23 protein-coding genes are annotated in these 19,480 nt (G+C 39.8%); 11 read left to right on the top strand and 12 right to left on the bottom strand.

Going from position 1 to position 19,480, the window contains the following annotated elements; translation table 11 throughout:
• Positions 1-62 precede the first annotated feature (62 nt).
• From F927_RS08470 to F927_RS08455, 4 genes are all read left to right on the top strand, one after another.
• Positions 63-2,042 carry an ATP-dependent helicase gene (locus tag F927_RS08470; protein ID WP_005083639.1) on the top strand — a complete coding sequence of 660 codons (1,980 nt, stop codon included), beginning with the start codon at positions 63-65 and terminating at the stop codon, positions 2,040-2,042.
• Positions 2,043-2,105: 63 nt separating this feature from the next.
• Positions 2,106-2,351 (top strand): RNA recognition motif domain-containing protein, encoded by a 246-nt coding sequence (locus F927_RS08465; RefSeq protein WP_005083637.1) that lies wholly within the window; start codon positions 2,106-2,108, stop codon positions 2,349-2,351.
• Between the two features lie 118 nt (positions 2,352-2,469).
• On the top strand, positions 2,470-2,973 hold the full coding sequence (locus F927_RS08460) for a DUF6586 family protein (RefSeq protein ID WP_004637814.1): 504 nt from the start codon (positions 2,470-2,472) through the stop codon (positions 2,971-2,973).
• A gap of 113 nt (positions 2,974-3,086) precedes the next feature.
• On the top strand, positions 3,087-3,365 hold the full coding sequence (locus tag F927_RS08455) for a hypothetical protein (RefSeq protein WP_005083636.1): 279 nt from the start codon (positions 3,087-3,089) through the stop codon (positions 3,363-3,365).
• A gap of 50 nt (positions 3,366-3,415) precedes the next feature.
• Here the strand turns inward: F927_RS08455 and F927_RS08450 are convergent, their stop codons facing one another.
• From F927_RS08450 to F927_RS08435, 4 genes are all read right to left on the bottom strand, one after another.
• The gene (locus tag F927_RS08450; protein WP_004637816.1) at positions 3,416-5,131 is read right to left on the bottom strand and encodes a cation:proton antiporter; all 1,716 of its coding nucleotides are present in this window, start codon (positions 5,129-5,131) and stop codon (positions 3,416-3,418) included.
• Positions 5,132-5,379: 248 nt separating this feature from the next.
• Entirely contained in the window at positions 5,380-5,535 is a 156-nt protein-coding gene (gene rpmG / locus F927_RS08445; protein WP_003654787.1) for a 50S ribosomal protein L33, read from the bottom strand.
• Between the two features lie 12 nt (positions 5,536-5,547).
• The gene (gene rpmB, locus F927_RS08440; RefSeq protein WP_004649871.1) at positions 5,548-5,784 is read right to left on the bottom strand and encodes a 50S ribosomal protein L28; all 237 of its coding nucleotides are present in this window, start codon (positions 5,782-5,784) and stop codon (positions 5,548-5,550) included.
• 168 nt (positions 5,785-5,952) lie between these two features.
• The gene (locus F927_RS08435) at positions 5,953-7,407 is read right to left on the bottom strand and encodes a coniferyl aldehyde dehydrogenase (RefSeq protein ID WP_004637818.1); all 1,455 of its coding nucleotides are present in this window, start codon (positions 7,405-7,407) and stop codon (positions 5,953-5,955) included.
• A 122-nt stretch (positions 7,408-7,529) separates the two neighbouring features.
• Here F927_RS08435 and F927_RS08430 point away from each other — a divergent pair, with 122 nt between their 5' ends.
• The 5 genes from F927_RS08430 (at position 7,530) to F927_RS08410 (ending at position 11,247) form a co-directional block, all read left to right on the top strand.
• Positions 7,530-8,201: a TetR/AcrR family transcriptional regulator gene (locus tag F927_RS08430; protein ID WP_005083633.1), complete on the top strand. Its 672-nt coding sequence runs from the start codon at positions 7,530-7,532 to the stop codon at positions 8,199-8,201.
• 116 nt (positions 8,202-8,317) lie between these two features.
• Positions 8,318-9,184 carry a formyltetrahydrofolate deformylase gene (gene purU, locus F927_RS08425; protein ID WP_004637820.1) on the top strand — a complete coding sequence of 289 codons (867 nt, stop codon included), beginning with the start codon at positions 8,318-8,320 and terminating at the stop codon, positions 9,182-9,184.
• Between the two features lie 235 nt (positions 9,185-9,419).
• Positions 9,420-10,178, top strand: coding sequence for an energy transducer TonB (locus F927_RS08420; RefSeq protein ID WP_005083631.1), 759 nt, complete (start codon positions 9,420-9,422; stop codon positions 10,176-10,178).
• A gap of 42 nt (positions 10,179-10,220) precedes the next feature.
• On the top strand, positions 10,221-10,841 hold the full coding sequence (locus F927_RS08415; RefSeq protein ID WP_004637822.1) for a MotA/TolQ/ExbB proton channel family protein: 621 nt from the start codon (positions 10,221-10,223) through the stop codon (positions 10,839-10,841).
• A 1-nt stretch (position 10,842) separates the two neighbouring features.
• A complete protein-coding gene (locus tag F927_RS08410; protein ID WP_005083629.1) occupies positions 10,843-11,247 on the top strand; it encodes an ExbD/TolR family protein in 405 nt (134 codons plus the stop codon).
• A 62-nt stretch (positions 11,248-11,309) separates the two neighbouring features.
• On the opposite strand, the gene msrA is transcribed toward F927_RS08410, so the two are convergent.
• The 5 genes from msrA to thyA all read right to left on the bottom strand — a co-directional run bounded on the left by msrA (position 11,310) and on the right by thyA (position 14,986).
• Positions 11,310-11,834, bottom strand: a complete 525-nt coding sequence (gene msrA, locus F927_RS08405; RefSeq protein ID WP_004637824.1) for a peptide-methionine (S)-S-oxide reductase MsrA — start codon at positions 11,832-11,834, stop codon at positions 11,310-11,312.
• 104 nt (positions 11,835-11,938) lie between these two features.
• Entirely contained in the window at positions 11,939-12,415 is a 477-nt protein-coding gene (locus F927_RS08400; RefSeq protein WP_005083627.1) for an META domain-containing protein, read from the bottom strand.
• A 124-nt stretch (positions 12,416-12,539) separates the two neighbouring features.
• Positions 12,540-13,595 carry an Lnb N-terminal periplasmic domain-containing protein gene (locus tag F927_RS08395; RefSeq protein ID WP_005083625.1) on the bottom strand — a complete coding sequence of 352 codons (1,056 nt, stop codon included), beginning with the start codon at positions 13,593-13,595 and terminating at the stop codon, positions 12,540-12,542.
• An 18-nt stretch (positions 13,596-13,613) separates the two neighbouring features.
• The gene (locus F927_RS08390; protein WP_005083623.1) at positions 13,614-14,123 is read right to left on the bottom strand and encodes a dihydrofolate reductase; all 510 of its coding nucleotides are present in this window, start codon (positions 14,121-14,123) and stop codon (positions 13,614-13,616) included.
• Positions 14,124-14,143: 20 nt separating this feature from the next.
• A complete protein-coding gene (gene thyA, locus F927_RS08385; protein WP_005083621.1) occupies positions 14,144-14,986 on the bottom strand; it encodes a thymidylate synthase in 843 nt (280 codons plus the stop codon).
• A gap of 171 nt (positions 14,987-15,157) precedes the next feature.
• Between thyA and F927_RS08380 the strand changes: the two genes are divergently transcribed.
• Positions 15,158-15,931 (top strand): YwqG family protein, encoded by a 774-nt coding sequence (locus F927_RS08380; RefSeq protein WP_004637830.1) that lies wholly within the window; start codon positions 15,158-15,160, stop codon positions 15,929-15,931.
• A gap of 45 nt (positions 15,932-15,976) precedes the next feature.
• Here the strand turns inward: F927_RS08380 and F927_RS08375 are convergent, their stop codons facing one another.
• The 3 genes from F927_RS08375 to F927_RS08365 all read right to left on the bottom strand — a co-directional run bounded on the left by F927_RS08375 (position 15,977) and on the right by F927_RS08365 (position 18,291).
• The gene (locus tag F927_RS08375; protein ID WP_004637831.1) at positions 15,977-16,552 is read right to left on the bottom strand and encodes a xanthine phosphoribosyltransferase; all 576 of its coding nucleotides are present in this window, start codon (positions 16,550-16,552) and stop codon (positions 15,977-15,979) included.
• A gap of 144 nt (positions 16,553-16,696) precedes the next feature.
• Entirely contained in the window at positions 16,697-17,413 is a 717-nt protein-coding gene (locus tag F927_RS08370; RefSeq protein ID WP_005083618.1) for a DUF3108 domain-containing protein, read from the bottom strand.
• A 194-nt stretch (positions 17,414-17,607) separates the two neighbouring features.
• Positions 17,608-18,291, bottom strand: a complete 684-nt coding sequence (locus F927_RS08365) for a hypothetical protein (RefSeq protein ID WP_004637833.1) — start codon at positions 18,289-18,291, stop codon at positions 17,608-17,610.
• Positions 18,292-18,526: 235 nt separating this feature from the next.
• Between F927_RS08365 and F927_RS08360 the strand changes: the two genes are divergently transcribed.
• Positions 18,527-19,411 carry an energy transducer TonB gene (locus F927_RS08360; protein WP_017394567.1) on the top strand — a complete coding sequence of 295 codons (885 nt, stop codon included), beginning with the start codon at positions 18,527-18,529 and terminating at the stop codon, positions 19,409-19,411.
• Positions 19,412-19,480: the final 69 nt, after the last annotated feature.

Below are 19,480 nucleotides of genomic sequence, written 5' to 3'. Positions count from 1 at the left end.
TGGGGCGGATTGAAGCATTCTAGTCTGCTAAAATAGTAATTCATTTTTAATTGACGATTTCTATGACGCTTGCCAAGCTAATTGATGAATTAAATTCGCAACAGCAACAAGCTGCAACAACAGCCGCTCAAAACTGTTTGGTTTTAGCTGGTGCAGGTTGTGGCAAGACCAAAACTATTGTGGCGAGAGCAGCGTATTTAATTGATCAGGGTCTACCAGCTCAACAGATTCAGATTCTCACGTTTACGCGTCGTGCCGCGAGTGAAATCGTGACGCGTGTTGAACAACATATGGGTGCACAGGCGAAGGGCTTACGGGCTTCGACATTTCATACCTTTTGTATGTATTTATTACGTCGTAATCCACGCGCTTTTGGTCTTACACAATTCAGTATTATTGATCGAGATGATCAATTACTGATGTTTCGTTTGTTACGTGGTAAAGATAAAGGAAACGTGCTGCCTAAAGCGGCTGAGCTGTGTGATTTGTACTCGTATGCACGAAATACTAAGACCAAACTATCAGAAGCTTTGGTGGCGCAGTTACCACAAGCTAGCGAATATAAAGCACAAATTACTGAACTCATGAAAGCTTATGAGCAGCGTAAGCGAGAGCGAAACTTCCTTGATTACGATGATATTTTGGCGATCGTGGCGGTACATTTGCAGAATTCACCTGAATTGGTGACGTGGGTAACAGGTTTTTGCTCAGCGCTTTTGGTCGATGAGATGCAAGATACCAATCCTTTACAATGGGCATTGTTGCAGCCCTTGGTCGGTAAAGTAAAATTATTCTGCGTAGGGGATGACGCGCAATCTATTTATGGCTTTCGTGGTGCGGATTTTGAAAATATTCATCACTTTAAAGAGCGTGTGCCTGATGCAGAAGTGCTGACCTTGCAAATGAATTATCGTTCGACACAAGGCATTTTAGATTTATCCAATTGGTTACTCGATCAAAGTCAGATTGAATATGATAAACATTTGAAAGCCTATCGTGGGCAGGGCTTAAAACCTCAACTTCATATTTTAAGTAATGAGTTTGAGGAAGCGAACTGGATCATTCAGGATTTAAATCAGCGTCATCTACAAGGCGCTGCGTGGTCTGAGCACATGGTGTTGCTGCGTTCTGGTTTTAGTGGGCGTTATTTGGAAGGGGCATTGATCGCAGCTAATATTCCTTACCGCTTTATTGGCGGGGTAAAACTGCTTGAATCTGCACACGTCAAAGATGTATTGAGCTTGCTGCGGGTAAGTGTCAATCCACAGGATGATTTGGCTTGGATGCGCTTTTTGACTTTATGGGATGGGGTGGGTGATGTCGGTGCAAGTAAATTAGCGCAAGAGTTGATTCAGCTTCCTGATATTGAGGCTCGCTGTCAGCGCTTAGAACGCCACGGTAAAGTTCCACAACAAGCGATTTTGATCTTGATGCAGTTGGATGTGTTACAGCAACATGTGGAAGCCTGTATTGGTTTGGCGCTTGATGCGCTCAATGAACAATTAGAGAATAACTATAAAAACAAAGATTGGTCTCGTCGTACGAAAGATTTTGATTTGGTTAAACAATTGGCACGTAAGCATCGTTCTCTCGGGGAGTTTTTAGAAGAATATGTCCTCGATCCAATCTCTGTTTCAGAAATTGATAAAACACCTGATCAAGATTTGGTGACTCTGATTACGATCCACTCGGCGAAAGGAACTGAGCAAAAGGTCTGCTACGTCCCACATGTGTCGCCAAATCAATATCCACACGCTAGAGCACAAGGTGATTTTGATGATGTTGAAGAGGAACGGCGTGTATTGTATGTGGCATTGACACGTGCGGAAAATGAATTGATTTTGACCAAACAGAATTTAAATCTATGGTCACAAGATCAATATGATGAGTTAGGACGGAAGATAGAAAGCTACTTTCTAAATGATTTACCTCAACATTTAGTGGATGTTCAGATTCATCGTCAGGTTCCATCGTCATTTAATAAAAGTAATTGGCAGCGTAACTCAGCAATAAGTTTAGGTTTTGGTATTGATCTCGATTAAACTAGGCATATTCAATTATTTTGATTCATTTCTTTAAAAATGAATCATTTTTTAGGTTTTAGCATGAAAATTTTAGTTCGTAATTTAGATCGTTCCGTGACTGATGCAGAAGTCCTTGAGTTATTCAAGCAATATGGCAAAGTCGAATCTTGTGTCGTAGTTAAGGATGAGGGAACAGGGAAATCTAAAGGTTTTGGCTTTGTAGAAATGACCAACCCTAGAGAAGCTGTTAAAGCGATTAAAGGCTTAAATACCTTACGTGTCAAAGGTGTGGGTATCCGAGTGAAAGCTGCAGACGATAAAGCTTAAATTATTCGTAAGGAATCACTTCCTCGTCTTTCTTTGATGTAATCTCGGCTATTTGTTTCTCACATATTTCGTTTTACAATCGATCATGCTTTAAATTATTTGAAATAGGGATTTATCTATGTCTCGTGTTGCTCGTTATCATGCTGATCGGACCAATCAAAAACTGTATTTTGCTCGACTCGCATGTCAACAAGCAGAGCAAACTGAACATATTCAACAAGTGCAAGCGCATCGTGAAGCTGCTGTATTTCACTTACATGGTGCGATTTTAGCGTTCTTACAAGAATTGGTACGTTATTATCGACTGAATGATTTGCAACCAACTTTCAAGTCAATTGAAGAGCATATGGCTGACAAGGGGCAAGTTTCACCTGAAGTTGCGGTGTTACAACAATTAGCAAAAGATGGTTTTATTGCTGAGTTAAAACGAGCTTACCGTATGTGCCAATATGCCCCTGAGCCGACTGCGCCTGAACCTGAAAATGAGACTTCTTCAAATCTGATTATTAAAGTTACGCAAAGCCCTCAAGCATGGTTACCCGATGTAAAAATCTTGCGTGAATGGCATCGTGAACTCAGCCATTTAATTGATGGTTTTCGTAATGAAATGGTTGAGTTTTAAGTCTTAGCAGTGAGATACTTGAAATCTATGCACATCGTACTTATATAAATAAGACGTGAGAGAGTAAAGCACAGTTGTGTTTTGCCACCATGGTTGAAGCATGGAGAACTTATATGTCAATGCAGCAGTTAAAAGAATTATTTGGTAATCAAGAAGCCGTTCTCGAATTAGTTCAACTCGAAGGTGGTGTACTTGCTTTGCGTAATGCAGGTTCTGAGAATGAACCTTTAGTAAAAATTCAATTTAGCGAAGAAGTGAAACAAATACTCGGTGATCAAACACCTACTGTCGCACAACACATGATACAAGCGGCGCTCTTTGGTCTGTTGGAAAAACAGATGAATCAATGGCAAGCTGAAGTGGTGGATGAACAACCACAGCATTTCAGCTGATCAAAGCAAAAAAAAGCGTACTTCAAGTACGCTTTTTTATGTTTTAGGAATTAATGTCCAACAGGGTGATGGGCAAGTTCGATTTGATTGAGAATATGGTGGCTCATATTCTTTGCCATTTCTTCTTTAGCATAGAACACCTCACCAATATTTTCCTCTCGAATAACGGCTGCTTCCTCTTTACTTTCAGCACAGATGAGAACTTGAATTTTCGGATTAAGCTTTTTAGAAATATCGACGATGCGATGAATATCTAAGATATCCATTGGTGAGATCACCAACAAACGAGCATGATGTATGTGTGCTTGAATTAATACATTTGGTTCGGTTGCCTCACCACTAACCGCAGCAACACCTTCAGCTCTTAGCTTTTCTACTATTTCTCGGTTTTCCTCTGCGATCACAACTTTGATATCTTGTGCGATGAGATTCTCCGTAATACGACGTCCAACACCGCCATAGCCGATAATCACGACCTGATCACGTAAATACTCTTGATCTACTTCATCTGGAAGCATGGCAAGCGGGTCACCACTACGCTCTAACAAGCGTGCTAAATGCGAACGTTGACGAATCCAGCGTTGTGTCGGTTCAATTGCTGAGAACACAAAAGAGTTTAATGTGATCGAGAACAAAGCTCCCGCTAAAATAAGATTTTGTGCTTCGAGCGTAAGTAATCCTAGTGCGACCCCCATGGTTGCTAAAATAAATGAGAATTCGCCAATTTGTGCGAGACTTGCACCGACTGTTAAAGCTGTATTGAGGGGATAACGGAAAAACAAAACCAGAGCAATCGCTGCAAGCGTTTTACCAATCATAATGATCGCAACAACTGCGAGAATATGATGTGGTTCTTTGAGCAAGATGCTTGGGTCGAATAGCATCCCGACCGAAACAAAGAACAAAATGGCAAAGATTTCACGAAGAGGAAGTGTTTCCTCTTCAGCACGATGACTAAAGTCTGACTCTTTGACCACCATACCCGCAAAGAAAGCACCCAGTGCCATAGAGACACCAAATACCGCATAAGAGCCATAAGCAATCGAAACTGCGGCAGCCACAACCGTTAGGGTAAATAACTCACGTGAGCCAAGACGAGCAACAAACTGCATGATCATGGGTACAACGCGCTTACCTACAATCAGCATGAAAGCGATAAAGCCCGTTACTTTTAAAAGTGTTAAGCCAATTGTGACCCAGATACTCTGTTCAGGATTTGTGCCATGCAGGGCTTGCCCACCGAGTAATACAGCAACAGCAGGTAGTAGTACCAAAGCTAAAACCATAACCAGGTCTTCGACCAAAAGCCAACCCACGGCAATTTTGCCGTTGACCGAGTCGAGTAAACCTCGATCTCCTAGGGCTTTAAGTAGAACGACAGTGCTCGCACACGATAAGCTGAGACCAAAAATGAGTGCAGCTCCAAAGTCCCAGCCCCAGTACATAGACACACCAATACCAAGCAAGGTGGCTACAGTGATCTGTAAAATTGCACCAGGTAAAGCAATTCGGCGAACTTGTAATAAGTCATTGATCGAGAAATGCATGCCCACGCCGAACATGAGAAACATCACTCCAAGTTCGGCGAGTTGATTTGCGAGTTTCATATCACCCACAAAGCCTGGGGTGTTCGGGCTAATAATAATCCCGGCAATAAGATAACCAATTAAAGGAGGTAGGCGTAAACGTGCTGCGATAAAGCCAAAAACCAGCGCCAAACCAAAACCAGCAGCAAGTAATATAATTAAACCAACGTCATGTGGCATTGTTGCTCCTTAATCATTGCGGTTAAGGTATAAATAAATGAGCATAAAACATGCCAAGAAAATTTCGAATAAATTGTAACAAGTAAAATCGGATTTGTTGATGTCAATTTTTTTAATTATCAAAAAAAATTATGTAAATTTTCTCTAACTTTGAGCGGTATTCTGAGTTTCATAGCAATAGATGCAGAGTAGAAATGTTAAGCAAAAAAAACGACTTCAATAGAAGTCGTTTTTTTAAAGAACTAAAATTATTTAATTTTAGCTTCTTTGAAGATTACGTGTTGACGGATTTTTGGATCAAATTTTTTGATTTCCATTTTTTCCGGCATAGTACGTTTGTTCTTAGTAGTGGTATAGAAATAACCTGTACCAGCTGTAGAAACGAGGCGAATCTTATCACGCATTGTTCAGACTCCTTAGATCTTTTGACCTTGAGCACGGAGATCAGCAACAACTTTCTCGATACCCAATTTATCAATAATACGCATACCTTTAGTGGTTAAACGAAGACGTACAAAACGCTTTTCGCTTTCTAACCAAAAACGGTGGTGGTGCAGGTTCGGCTCGAACCGGCGTTTGGTTTTGTTGTTTGCGTGCGATACGTTGTTACCAACGATAGGACGCTTGCCGGTAACTTGGCAAACCTTAGACATGGTGAACTCCATTGCTAGTTCATATAGCACGGTTTCGTGCAACTAGCCATTCAAGTAAACGGATGAAATCATTCAAGGGGCGTTTTATACCAAAAATACGATTAAAAGACAAGCGAATTTGGTAAAAACTCGGCATGATCTCGTGTGATAGATCATGCCTTGATCATCTTAACGGAATAGTGTTTTCAAAAGCAGTTTGTGTGCTGCTTTATTGTACGGAGGTAAAATAAATTTCAGACTATAAAGTTTAGGGCTGACTGGATTTGACATCATTGAGCGTTCATGAGAGAAGCTAAAGAAGCCTTCTTTACCATGATATTTACCCATACCTGATGCGCCAACACCGCCAAACGGTAAGTCATCCTGAGCAACATGAGTTAAGACTTGGTTGATCCCGAAATGTCCAGAATGGGTACGACCCGCAATATATTCAGCACGAGCGCTATCGACATCAAAATAATAGAATGCGAGCGGGCGAGGGCGGCTATTGATAAATTGCAGTGCATCTTCAATTTGCTCATATTCTAAAATCGGAAGAATTGGACCAAAGATCTCATTCTTCATGATTTCCATGTCAGTTGTTACACCTGTGACTAATGTCGGTGCAATTTTACGTGCTTCAGTGAGAGATTCATTGTTATTGTTTAATTCAACAATGGTTGCACCTTGCTTATGAGCATCTTCAAGATAGCCTTGGAGGCGATTGTATTGCTTATCGTTCACAATCGAGGTGAAGTCTTTGTTATCAGCAAGTGTTGGATACATGCTATTCACAAAGTCTTGATAATGTTTGGTGAACTCTTGAGTTTTTCCTTTAGGAAGGAACATATAATCAGGTGCGACACAGGTTTGACCTGCATTCCACAATTTACCAACAGCAACACGTTGTGCCACATCGCGAATATTCATGGAAGAATGTACAAGCGCAGGTGATTTACCACCGAGTTCCAAGATCACAGGTACGAGATTTTGAGAAGCAGCAGCCATCACTGTTTTTCCGACAGAGGTTGAGCCAGTGAAAATCATTTTGTCGAATGGTAAATGACTAAACGCATCAGAGATTTTACCGCCGCCGTTTACAACTGCGACAAGTTCTTGAGGGAATGCTTCTGAAAGTGCATTTTCAAGTACATATCCAAAATTAGATGAGGCACTTGAGATTTTGATCATGGCGTGGTTACCCGCAGCCAATGCACAGATTAGTGGTCCAACCGAAAGCAATAGTGGATAGTTCCACGGTGCAATAATTCCGATTACACCGAGTGGTTGATACTGTACCCAACCTTTTGCGGGTTGATGTAACATGCTGATATGGCGTTTAGAGGGCTTCATCCACTCGGTTAAGTTCTTGCTATAGTACTTAATATGTTCTAAACAAGTTAGAACTTCACCAATTTTGGTTTCCATAACGGCACGATTGCCATAATCTTGACTAATTGCATCCGCAAATTGATCTTGATATTTTACCAAGATGTTTTTTAATCGAGCCAAGCGTTCAATACGTTCTTTTGCGCTTGGTACAGGATGGCGTTGGTAAGCTACTTTTTGTTGCTCAAGCAAATCATGTAATCGTTGCACGTCAACATGAGGTGTCATTGCGGTTGTTTTTGTTTGACTGTTCATAGGAGTAGACCAAAAGAAATCTTATTACTTTTTAATTTTTAGAGTAAATACTCTAAAGTGTCAAGTCGCTTTTATGGGCTTGTTTTATAACCTATTGATAATGTTATAGATGGTTGAATTCAATGTCGCATGCTAAACCAAACAAAACCAAAGACAGAATTTTGCAAATCAGTTTGCAATTATTTAATGAGCGTGGTGAACGTTCAGTCACAACCAATCATATCGCGGCTGAACTCGGCATTAGCCCAGGCAACTTGTATTATCACTTTCGTAATAAGCAAGAAATCATCAAAGAACTAGCATTGCAATATCAGGCTGAAACTTTGGAAATGTTAGCGCTACCTGATGATCGTCCTCTCAATGCCAATGATAAAATTAGTTATTTTCAGGTATTAAGTAACCAGCTTTGGGCTTATCGTTTTATTCATCGTGATGTTTACCATCTTGTTGAAAATAATGAAGACTTTAGAAAGATTTACCCTCGCTTTGCAGGGCAGGTCATGCAGCAAGGACAAAAAATTTATCGTGCCTTTGTGGATGCAGGATTGATGAAAATGACTGACTCAGAAATTGAGGCATTGATCATTAACTTGTGGATCGTACTGACCAACTGGACCAACTTCTTATATATGTCGGGTCATATTAGTGACAACAATCGTTTAGAAGAAAAATGGGTCTGGCAAGCATTGCGACAAATGGTGTTCTTAGAAGGACCATATTTAATGGGTGAAAGTCGTCAAACCTATGAGCAATTATTGCAATCGCTTGGACCTTCAGAGTTATTTGCTAGCTGATCGAATCTTAAAAATGATGATGATCATCTGTGACTAGCTATTTAGTCGTAGGCAAAAAAGCGTTAGAATGCTCGGCTTGATTTTTTTAATTTGATTCGAATAAGTGAATTAACAACATGAACACGACTACTGCCCATACAGCACGACTACTGATTACTTGTGAAGACAAGCCAGGGATTGTGCAAGCTGTATCGAGCTTTTTGTATCATCAGGGAGCAAACATCACCGCACTTGATCAGTACGCAACAGAAGCTCAAGGCGGACGTTATTTTATGCGTGTTGAATTTGAGTTGGATCATTTACAATCACGTAAAGAAGCATTGATGCAAACCTTTGCGGCAAATGTTGCTGAACGTTATGGCATGCAGTGGAAACTAAATTTTGTTGGTGAGTTAAAGAAAGTCGGCATTTTGGTTTCTAAAGTAGATCATGCTTTGTTAGAGCTATTATGGCGTCATGCACGCGGTTCATTAGCTTGTGAAATCACTCAGGTGATCTCAAATCATCCTGACTTACGTGAAGCAGTGGAAAATTTTGGGATTCCATTCCATGTTGTGCCGGTGAATAAAGACAATAAAGCAGAAGCTTATGCACAAATTAATGACATGATGCAAGGCAATGATTTATTGATCTTAGCGCGATACATGCAGATATTGAGTGAAGACTTTGTTTCTCAATGGGAAATGAAAATTATCAATATTCATCATTCATTCTTACCTGCTTTTGTGGGCGCAAATCCATATAAGCAAGCGTATGAGAAAGGGGTGAAGTTGATTGGTGCAACAGCGCATTATGTGACTGCTGATCTTGATCAAGGTCCAATTATTGAACAAGATGTTGAGCGTGTGAGCCATGACTACAATGTTGAGCAGTTACGTGAGTTAGGTGAAGATGTTGAACGTAATGTGTTGGCACGTGCGGTAAAGTGGCATCTTGAAGACCGTGTGATTGTTGATGGCAATAAAACGGTTGTGTTTCAATAAGCGATCAAAAACTTTAAAAGTATGCTTTTTTAGGCATACTTTTTTTATGTGAATGTGTTGTTATATTATAACGTTACTTTTTTGTGTGGCTTATCAGTGATTTGAAGTATATTCACAAAAAAACAGTTGCAAATGAAAACACTTCTCATTTATTATTACGGCACTTTAATTGTTCTATCCGATGTGTGTAATCGTTTTTTAGACTAACACCATCTATATAGGTACTTAGATTCTTATGAGTCCATCTCCTGCATCATTTAACACACCAAACCCGATGAAAAAGAAAATCATCACTGCTTTAGTTGCAGTTATGATTGGACATGTGGGAGTCTTGTGGGCAGTTAGCCACATCAAAACGATTGAGTTAAAACCAATCGAAAAAGAACCGCTTAAAGTCAAATTCGTTAAGATTAAAGAACCACCAAAAGCTGAGCCTCCTAAGCCAAAAGAGACCCCTAAACCTGAACCGAAAAAAGAGGTAAAAGAGGTTAAGGTCGTTGAAAAACCTGTTGCGCCACCTCCAAAGAAAATTGAGAAAGTGCAACAAGTTAAGGCTGAAGCACCGAAGCAAGTGATTCAAAAAACTGAACCAAAAGTTGAAACCAAGGCTGAAACGACTGTTGTTAGTACAACGGTAAAAGAAAAGGTTGTTGAAAAACCACAACCAGTCCAAGAGGTGGCGAAACCCCAGCCAGCAGCTGATCCGTCACCGAGAACCGTATCAATTGGTGGTTCAGGTGTACAATGGAGTCGATCTCCAAGAATTAGCTTCACACCTAAAGAGTTAGATAACCAAGCACGCACCATTATGGTTATGATTGAAGCGGATGAAAAAGGCCGTGTAACCAATGTGCGTGTGACACGCAGTTCGGGCATACCTGCTTTGGATGAAAAAGTAGTACGTGCTGTGAAAAGTGCAAAGTTTAAACCGTATATGGAGAATGGTGTTGCTTACCCAATTCGAGCAGAGCAACCGTTTGATCTTAATCCTTAATAAATTTGAGTCCTTGTGACAGATTAAATCAGGAGTTCGTATATGAACTTTTCAGTTTATTGGCAACATGCAGATGCAGTAAGTAAAACACTGTATTTTGTTCTTCTCGCAATGTCGATTGCAACGTGGACGATTTTTATCCTACGTATTTTAGGAACACGCCAATTAAAACAACAAGCTTATGCTCAGCTTGCTCAGGCTTTGGCTACACTGAAAGCAAAGTTACAACCACTCACCTTTGAACAGCGTAAAGCGGTTGCTGAACAAGCTTTGCTTCGTCAGATTTCTGCTGAAAAATCGCAAGCTGAAAAAGGTGTTTCAGTCTTGGGTACGATTGCTTCACTTGCACCGTTTGTGGGTTTGTTCGGTACGGTGTGGGGGATTTTCCATGCACTTGTCGCTGTTGGTAAAAGTGGTCAGGCAGGCTTAGCGCAGGTTGCAATTCCTGTCGGTGAGGCATTGATCATGACGGGTCTTGGTCTTGCTGTTGCGATTCCTGCGGTATTGGCTTACAACATTTGTATGCGTTTTAACCGTGGTTTGGCACATGAACTTCAAGATCAAGCACATCTGTTGCTTATCGATACGATGTTGCAACAAGAGACAACGGTAAAAACTGAAGCTAAAGCAACGCAACAAAGTTTAGTTGGAGGTCAAGCTTAAAATGGGCTTTCAATTGGGTGAAGACCACGACAGTGGCATGAATGAGATGAACCTCATTCCTCTGATCGATATTATGTTGGTATTGATGATTATCTTTTTAGTCACAGCAACGGTTGCAAACCCATCAATTCCATTAAGTTTACCAAAAACAACTGCTGAAATTATCGATCCACCACCAAAAGCAATTACGATTAGTATTAATGCCAAAGGTGAAGTTGCTTGGGATACTCAGATCATTAGTTTGGATGAGTTAGAAACACGCTTTGCAGAAGCGGGTCAAGCAACAACAAAACCGACAGTGCAGTTACGTGCAGATAAAGAATCAAAATATGACATGGTTGCACAAGTCATGTCGCGTGCCAGTGAAGCTGGATTGAGTGATATTGCTTTCGTTAGTGAAAACTAGAACTAGCGCCTCGCCTATCATTGAAAAATTAAAGCAACTCTTTCGAGTTGCTTTTTTTATTGCTATTCAGTTTTGAGTAAATCTAAAAACTTAGAGCGTAGCTTGGATAATTTGGGTGGAATACTAAAGTTGCAATAACCTTGGGAAGGATTACGGGCATAGAAATTTTGATGATATTCTTCAGCTGGATAGAAAGTCGGTTCAGGACTTAGTTCAGTCACAATGTTGAGCCCTTCATCCTCTAAACTTTGGATGACCTGTTCGGCTTGTTGTTTCTGCTCTTCATTGAAATAATAAATAACAGAACGGTATTGTGTTCCAATATCATTGCCTTGACGGTTTAATGTGGTTGGATCATGGGTGGTAAAAAACACATTTAAAAGTTGGGTGTAACTGATTTGTTGCTCATCAAAATCGATAAGCACAACTTCAGCGTGTTGAGTATTACCTTGGCAAACCTGCTCATAGCTTGGATTCTGCACAATACCGCCAGCATAACCACTGACTACTTTTTCAACGCCTTTGAGCTGTAAAAAAACTGCTTCTACACACCAGAAACATCCACCACCAAATAGTGCTTGTTGCATTTAAGTCCCCAATTTCTAATTTTATGAATGCCTTTAAAGTAAACGATGTCGACAAAAAGTAAAAGCCCGTGTTTGCAACGGGCTGTGACTTTGATCAAGGTGAATTACGGTAATGGTTGAACCACCGTAACGAAAGTTACAAGAACTTGTCCAGAAGCATCTAGGAATTTTAGTTCATGTCCTTTCAGCTGGTAGTTTGTAGTTGCAGCTAAGGCATTTGCGTATTGACGTGATAGGTCATTGTTGTCTTTACCAATACATGCAATCTTGGTTGATGCGACAGCACCTAAACGTAAAATAGCACCTTGGCTTTCGAAGCTTCCTTGAATATTGTTACAACCATCTGCACCAAAAAAGCGTTTAGCTTGAGCATCAAACTGAATCGAAGGTCGTTTTATTGATAACTCATTACTTTTGACTTCGATACCGTTAATGTGTGTAGCAATCCACGTACGATTATATAAATTGATAGTTTCTTTCTGTGATGCGTTTGGTGAGGTGCTTAAAGATTCTGTGGTTGTACAACCCGTCATGATGATCGCAACTGCCAAAGTACAAGAAGCTAATAATGGTTTTAACATAAATGAAAGATCCGAGTCTTTGAGTTTAATGATTTTAATTAAACTTAATAAACGTGGATCTGAGCCGCATATTACGTATCATTTTGTAAATATTGAGATAGGTTTGATTAAGTGAGCAGAAGAATTATTCAGTTTTGGGTAGTCCTGCGCGAATGACTTCAGAATAATATTCACTACTTTGATTTGGTTGTTTGGCATATTGTTCGGTACGTGGATTGATATGTGCCAGTTGATACCATTCTTTCATGCTGTAATTCTGATTCAGTGCTTTGAGATCATGTAGATAATTTGGCAAATAACCAGAAGCCAGTAAGCGGTAATCTTTGGGTAATGCTTGCTGGCTAATTGCTTGTGCCATATCAAAGATTAAGGTGGTACAGTTACTGGTCAGGGTGTTATACCATTTTGCTTCCGCACGCAGTTCATCTGCCTTTTTAAGATATTCAATAAATAATGCTTTACGTTCCGCAGCAGGAATTTTGATCGGGAATAAATAAACCTGTTCATTACGAATATTGCTACGTGTATAGACGATATCTTTCTCATCGGATGCAATTAGGCTTAACTCATATTTACGAAAGAATCCTCCGATCGCAGAGAAAGATTCGCCTTTTTCTTTTCGAATTTCGATCGAGAATACCAGTGGTTTTTGATCTGAGAAGTCAAAGCTCACGAGAGTATGTGCGATTTGGGGACCCATCCAGTAGGAGGCAATCACATTAATTCCTGTGATTTTGTTCAGATCAATTGTCCGATCCTCCCAGTGAATGTCATAACTTCCATCGGGGTACCAATTAAAGTTTCGTACCTTGTGCAACTTTACAATATCGCCTTTTTTCTCATAGCTGAGTTGCTCAGATACCTCAGGATCCCAGACGCGGTCTTGACGTGCATCTAAAGAAAAATACCATAACAAAGAACAAGCGAACGCGAAACAATAGAGCAGAATATCAGTGCGTCGACTAAAAATATGTCCGCTGACATAGAAACCAAGCAAACTGAGTGCGAATAGTCCCCAAAGAATAATGATAATGCGACTAAAGATCGGACCAAGGGGTTGCTGTATCCATAAGGCTAAACATAGCCAAATACTGGAAAGGATCACGAAAAGAGTAAAGGTACTATGTAAGAACCATATCCCTAATCCAATGAAGAACTCACGTGATCCAATCTCATGCATAACAATTCGCAGTCCATTTTATTTTTGGTAAGTCGCGAACTCGAAGGCGATATTTGATTTTTCATCAGTATGTAGTTCTGAGTTCACTTTTTGAAAATTCTCAGAGATTTTTGGGTAATGTGCATCGCCTTGAACATCTAAATCTACATGGGTCAGTTCTAGGCGGTCAGCAATGGCAAGTGTTTGATTAAAAATCTCTCCTCCACCAATAATAAATAAGGATGCTTTTTCAGAGTGTTGTACGTCTGTAAGTGCAGCATCTAAAGCTTCCTCAATACTATGCGCAATTTTTACACCATCAAATTGCCAAGATGGATCTCGCGTAATCACCCAATTCACGCGATTCGGTAATACACGTCCCATCGACTCAAGCGTCTTACGACCCATGATAACCACACCACCTTGAGTGATGGCTTTAAAATGTTTGAGATCTGCAGAAATATGCCACGGCAGGGCATTTCCTTTTCCAATGCAGTGATTTTTATCCATTGCCACTACGTGGACAACTTCTGTGCCTTGCCATGCCATAAGTGAGCTCTCTTATCGTTTTAAACTGCAACGGGTGCTTTAATTGCTGGGTGTGATTCATAACCCACGATTTCAATATCTTCAAATTTAAAATCAAAAATATCGGTAATTTCTGGATTCAGTTTAAGCTGGCACAACGGTAGAGGATCACGGCTAAGTTGTAATTTCGCTTGTTCAAAATGGTTCGCATAGAGATGCGTATCGCCACCTGTCCACACAAAATCACCGACGCCTAAACCGCAAACCTGTGCAATCATATGTGTCAGCAAGGCATAGCTGGCAATATTAAATGGCACACCTAAGAACACATCAGCACTGCGCTGATACAGCTGGCATGACAATTTATTATCTTGTACGAAAAATTGGAATAGCGTATGACAAGGCGGTAAAGCAACCTTTCCAGCCTCGTTAGGATTCCATCCAGACACGATTAAGCGACGTGAATTTGGATTGGTTTTAATTTCGTTAATCAGCCATTTGATTTGATCAAAACCATTTTGTTGATAACTACCATCCTCATTTTGAGTTGCACCAAAATTACGCCACTGATGTCCATACACTGGACCTAATTCACCTTCTGGACGATCAAAGCGAGCGGTTTGTTCGGCAGTTGCCCATTCATCCCAAATGGTGACTTTATTGTCTTTGAGATATTGAACATTAGTATCACCTTTGAGGAACCACAGTAGTTCAATCACGATGGAACGAAAATGGACTTTCTTGGTGGTAAGTAATGGAAAGCCTTTAGAAAGATCAAAACGCATTTGATGACCAAATACTGAACGTGTACCTGTACCTGTGCGGTCACCCTTGTCACCACCATTGTCTAGGATATGTTGTAAAAGGTCTAAGTATGTGCGCATCGTAATTCCTAATCGCAAATTTTATCGGGCTAATCTTAGCAGAATTTATGTGATAAATAATGGTTCAATTGCACGTCATTAATTGTCGTATCATAAAGTTAGCTCTATGTATAAATTCAGCTGCTTGTTTTATATTAAGTTCTATAAATAACGACATGGACAATCAACAAAATGAAGCTTTTACCTGAAAATTTACCGAGTATTTTGCATCCATATCTAGAAAAAATTTCAGCAACTATGTTACCTACTGTCACCATGAAACTCACGCTAAGCGACGAGTTAACGTTATGGCAAAGTAAAATTGGAGGGCAGCCTTATTTACCATTGGATGTAAGTTATCCAACCGATGACAATGGTAATCGATTGGCTTTATTGGCGCAGTTTAATTTCGCTGAAATCCCCAATTTACCGAATTTTCCTGATAAAGGTATTTTACAGTTTTATATCGCTGCAGATGATTTATATGGGATGAATTTCGATGACCAACAGCAGCAATCAAGTTTTAAAGTATTGTTTTTTGATCGAATAATCGAAGATGTAGCACAATTAAAACAAGATTTTTCAGAAGTTCAATTCGGTGAAGATGATTATTTGCCGTTTACTGGGCAATATTCAATTAAGTTTGAATTAGCATCACAACCTATTAGTGTTGAGGATGAAGGATTCAACATAGGATCTGACGACGACGACTTTTATGATGCATATAGCAACACATTTGCTTCAACAGGACATCGTTTAGGCGGATATCCATTTTTTACACAAAGTGATCCACGTGGTTATAACAAAAGTATTCGAGACTATATTTTGCTTTTCCAACTTGATACGGACGACGCTAAGAATGATATTATGTGGGGAGATTCAGGTGTGGGGAATTTCTTTATTCACCCAGAAGATTTGAAGAAAAGAGATTTCTCTAAGGTGCTCTATAACTGGGATTGTTGTTAAATAAAAAAGCGGATGAACTTTCATCCGCTTTTTAAGTATTGAATCTTATTCAGTCACGAAGGTTACTTTACCATCGCTGAGGGATTTAACGCGTGCCAAAGACTCTACACGATAGCCTTTTTCGAGTAAGACATCACGACCAGGTTGGAATGACTTTTCAATCACGATTCCTACTCCAACCACTTCAGCATTTGCTTGATGAATAAGGTCAATCAGGCCCAATGCCGCTTGGCCATTTGCCAAGAAGTCATCAATCACAAGTGCTTTATCACTTGAACTGATGTGCTTGTTAGAAATAGCAATTGTACTTTCAGTTTGTTTAGTAAATGAAAACACTTTAGAACGATAAAGATCATCTTTTAATGTTAATGACTGATATTTGCGAGCAAAAATCACAGGCACACCAAGCTCTAGACCCGCCATGATCGCAGGTGCAATACCTGACGCTTCAATGGTAATAATTTTGGTAATGCCAGCATCTTTGAAACGAGCAGCAAATTCTTTGCCGATCTGCTGCATGAGCACAGGGTCGATTTGGTGATTCAAGAAAGCGTCAACTTTCAAGACTTGATCAGATAGAACGATACCTTCATTTAAGATTTTCTGTTCTAGAGCGTACACGGGAGAATCCTCTAAACGGATGCTTTTTCAAGCAAAGGCATATTTTAAAAAGCATCAAAAAAATTGCAAGCCATAAATTAAAGCTTTGTTGATATTTCACAGAACTTTACGATGTTTGGTATATGGCTGCAATTTTAGCGCTGATTAATTAGTTTTACCCGTATAGCCCGTTAATAAAAGCCCATACGAAGATTTTCCGTCATTATGTGTCACCTTGACAGGGAGATAATCAAGTTTTGGCGCGAGCCAGAATACCGTGTTGCGTTCTGGTTTGTCGTGCTGAAGTACGACTTTAATTGTGTTAAAAGTCCCATAACTGGTTTTGATGGTTTCAGTACCTTGGCGAATAAAACGGCGCTCATCCACGGCTTTACTATCAGCAATGAAGTAGCGTGTTTGTAAGGTGTTACCATTTTTGAGATCTTCACGAACTTGTAATTCGGCATTCAGTTCATCTAAAACACCATCTTTCCAAGGGAAAGAGCGCTTTTTGTCATCTTTCTGGGTGTTAATTACTTTCGCACTAGGATTAAAGTTGATGTTCATAGTATTGTTATGAATCAAGATCTTACTGCTACGACTAAATTTCTGCGATGTGATTTTATTGTCAGCAAAGCTAAATTGACTGGTTTCAGAGGCAGAGGCGATACCACCAGCACGTGCGTTAAAAGAATATGTCCAGTTATTACCTTGTTGAGCGAGTGTACGTGTTGCAGAACCTAGGTTTTTGTTATTGTAGCTAAATTGATAGTTTGCTTGGAATGGGGTCATTGCCAAAGCATGACTAGATAAACTGCCGCATAGAATCGCTGCAGATGTTACTGTTGCAATACCGAGCACTTTTGATAATTTCTGTGTCATAACGTTGAGTCCTTAGAGCGAATACGAGGTATTTGCACTCATTTATCAGGAAAATTTAGATTTATTATGCCTGTAGATTGTGAAGAAAAGTTCAGCCTTTTTACTAAGCGCTTGTTAATTTTCGTATAAATCGTAAAGGTGGAGGCTCAATGGGGTAGGTGTAAAGTAAGAAGTAACCCCATTGAGCATTTTATTTATTTTCTTTTCGCTTTCTTCTGTTGAATTGGCGTCACAGTACTATCTTCTAACTCATCTTCACCAAAATCATCATCATTCGGTGGGTATAGAATCGCAGTGAGATTGACATTGCCCCACACGATGAGCTCAGCAGGTCGGACCCTTGCTCGGTTGACATGAACCTTACTCAAGGTTTCGATAATGCTTGGCTTTTTCCCAAACCAGCGATTTAGATCGAGATAGAGTAAATCATCTTTCACCGTTACAATTTCAAAATGCGCTAAAATTTTGCCTAAAGGATCTTCTTCCTTAAATTTTTGGTAATACCAAATCGCAATATGGAAGCCCCATTTTTGAAAAATGTTTTTGAATTTTGCTTCGATCACTTGAGTATTACTAATTTGTTCAAACACCATCAGTTGAACATCCTGATTCATTTCCATTTGAATCAGTTTTAAATCAACGGATAGCGTCGTGTGTAAGCCTTTTACATCCAAAGTGGTGTATAGACGTAACCAACCATCATATAGATCTGCATGTAAATCTTGCATGATTTCGACATTATTGGTGACGTACCGCTCCATTGTGGCATTTACAAATACTTGTGAAAGTGGGAATTCTCTTTCTTCTTCAATGAAATCTTCGGCTTTTTGGTAAACTTTACGTAGACGTTTAACAACAGATGAAAGTAGCGTTTGCATAAAAGTTGTTCCAGAAAGTGAATGGTGTATTCGCCATCTTTGCTTAACTAAAAAGTAAAAATTAAATTTGTGGCTTGCAGTGTAGCAAAATTAATTGCTACATTTTCATAAAATGATGCGATGGAAGCACTCAAGCTATAAGTGGATCACATTTTTTCGTACTTTTGAATATTGGTTTGGTTTTTTTATGCGGTAGCTGCCGTTGGGGATGAGACATTTTTGTCGCTTATATACCATGTGGAATAAAATAAATTTTCGTACTCAAATGACTTCCTTTTGGTGGCAAGATCCGATTTTTGTTGGAGCAGTTGTTATTGCAATCATGGTACATGGCCTCGTACTGACAACACAATTTTCGATGCCGTCACCTACTGATACATCAACCAAAGAAATCGCCGTGTCTGTACGTCCAAGTCAAGATAAGGTCGAGCATGCAGATTTTTTAGCGCAAACTGATCAACAAGGATCAGGTGAATTTCATCAAGCACATCGTATGTCTAGTGATATGCCTACGCCAATGCAAAGTGATGCAACCACAGGAGAGCATGAACTAGAAAGTCTCGAAACCATACAACAGAAGCGTGAACTCCTCTTTGAGGAAAAAGTGTTAATGACAGTGTTAAGTTGGCAAAAGCAAGCTGAACAGAATGAACGTAAGAAAGCATTAGAAGAATTACAAAGTCAATTTCAAGCCAAAGCTGCGATGGTGGCAAGTTTAGAAGCGCAATATTTACAACGCCAACAAAATTTTAGCCGTAAGCAACGTATTAAAACGGTTGATGGGATACAAGCGAAACAAGATGCATCGGCAGCATATCTCGATAAATTCCGACAAAAAGTTGAGTTGTATGGCAATCGTTATTATCCCGATGCGGCAAAACAGCAACGCTTAGCAGGTGAAGTCCGTTTAATGGTGATTTTAAATGCGCAAGGCGGTATCCGAGCCATTCGTTTAATTGAGAGCTCAGGACATCCGATTTTGGATGAAGCAGCTCGTGCTTCTGTTCGCCGTGGTGCACCATTTGGAGCTTTTGACAGCAGTATGAAAGATATTTCTGAGTTACGGATTATCCGAACATGGCGTTTTGATCCAGTGGATGCTGAATTTGAAGTGCATTAACTAAGACAGAATTTACTTTGTTGTATGTGTTGAAATATCCATTAAAATTAATATCTTATATTTTATGAG

Origin of the sequence: Acinetobacter haemolyticus CIP 64.3 = MTCC 9819 (assembly GCF_000369065.1) — a bacterium.
Taxonomy (GTDB): Bacteria; Pseudomonadota; Gammaproteobacteria; order Pseudomonadales; family Moraxellaceae; genus Acinetobacter; species Acinetobacter haemolyticus.
Note: the sequence above shows the minus strand (reverse complement) of the source record. Positions and strands in the feature narration are given on the sequence as shown.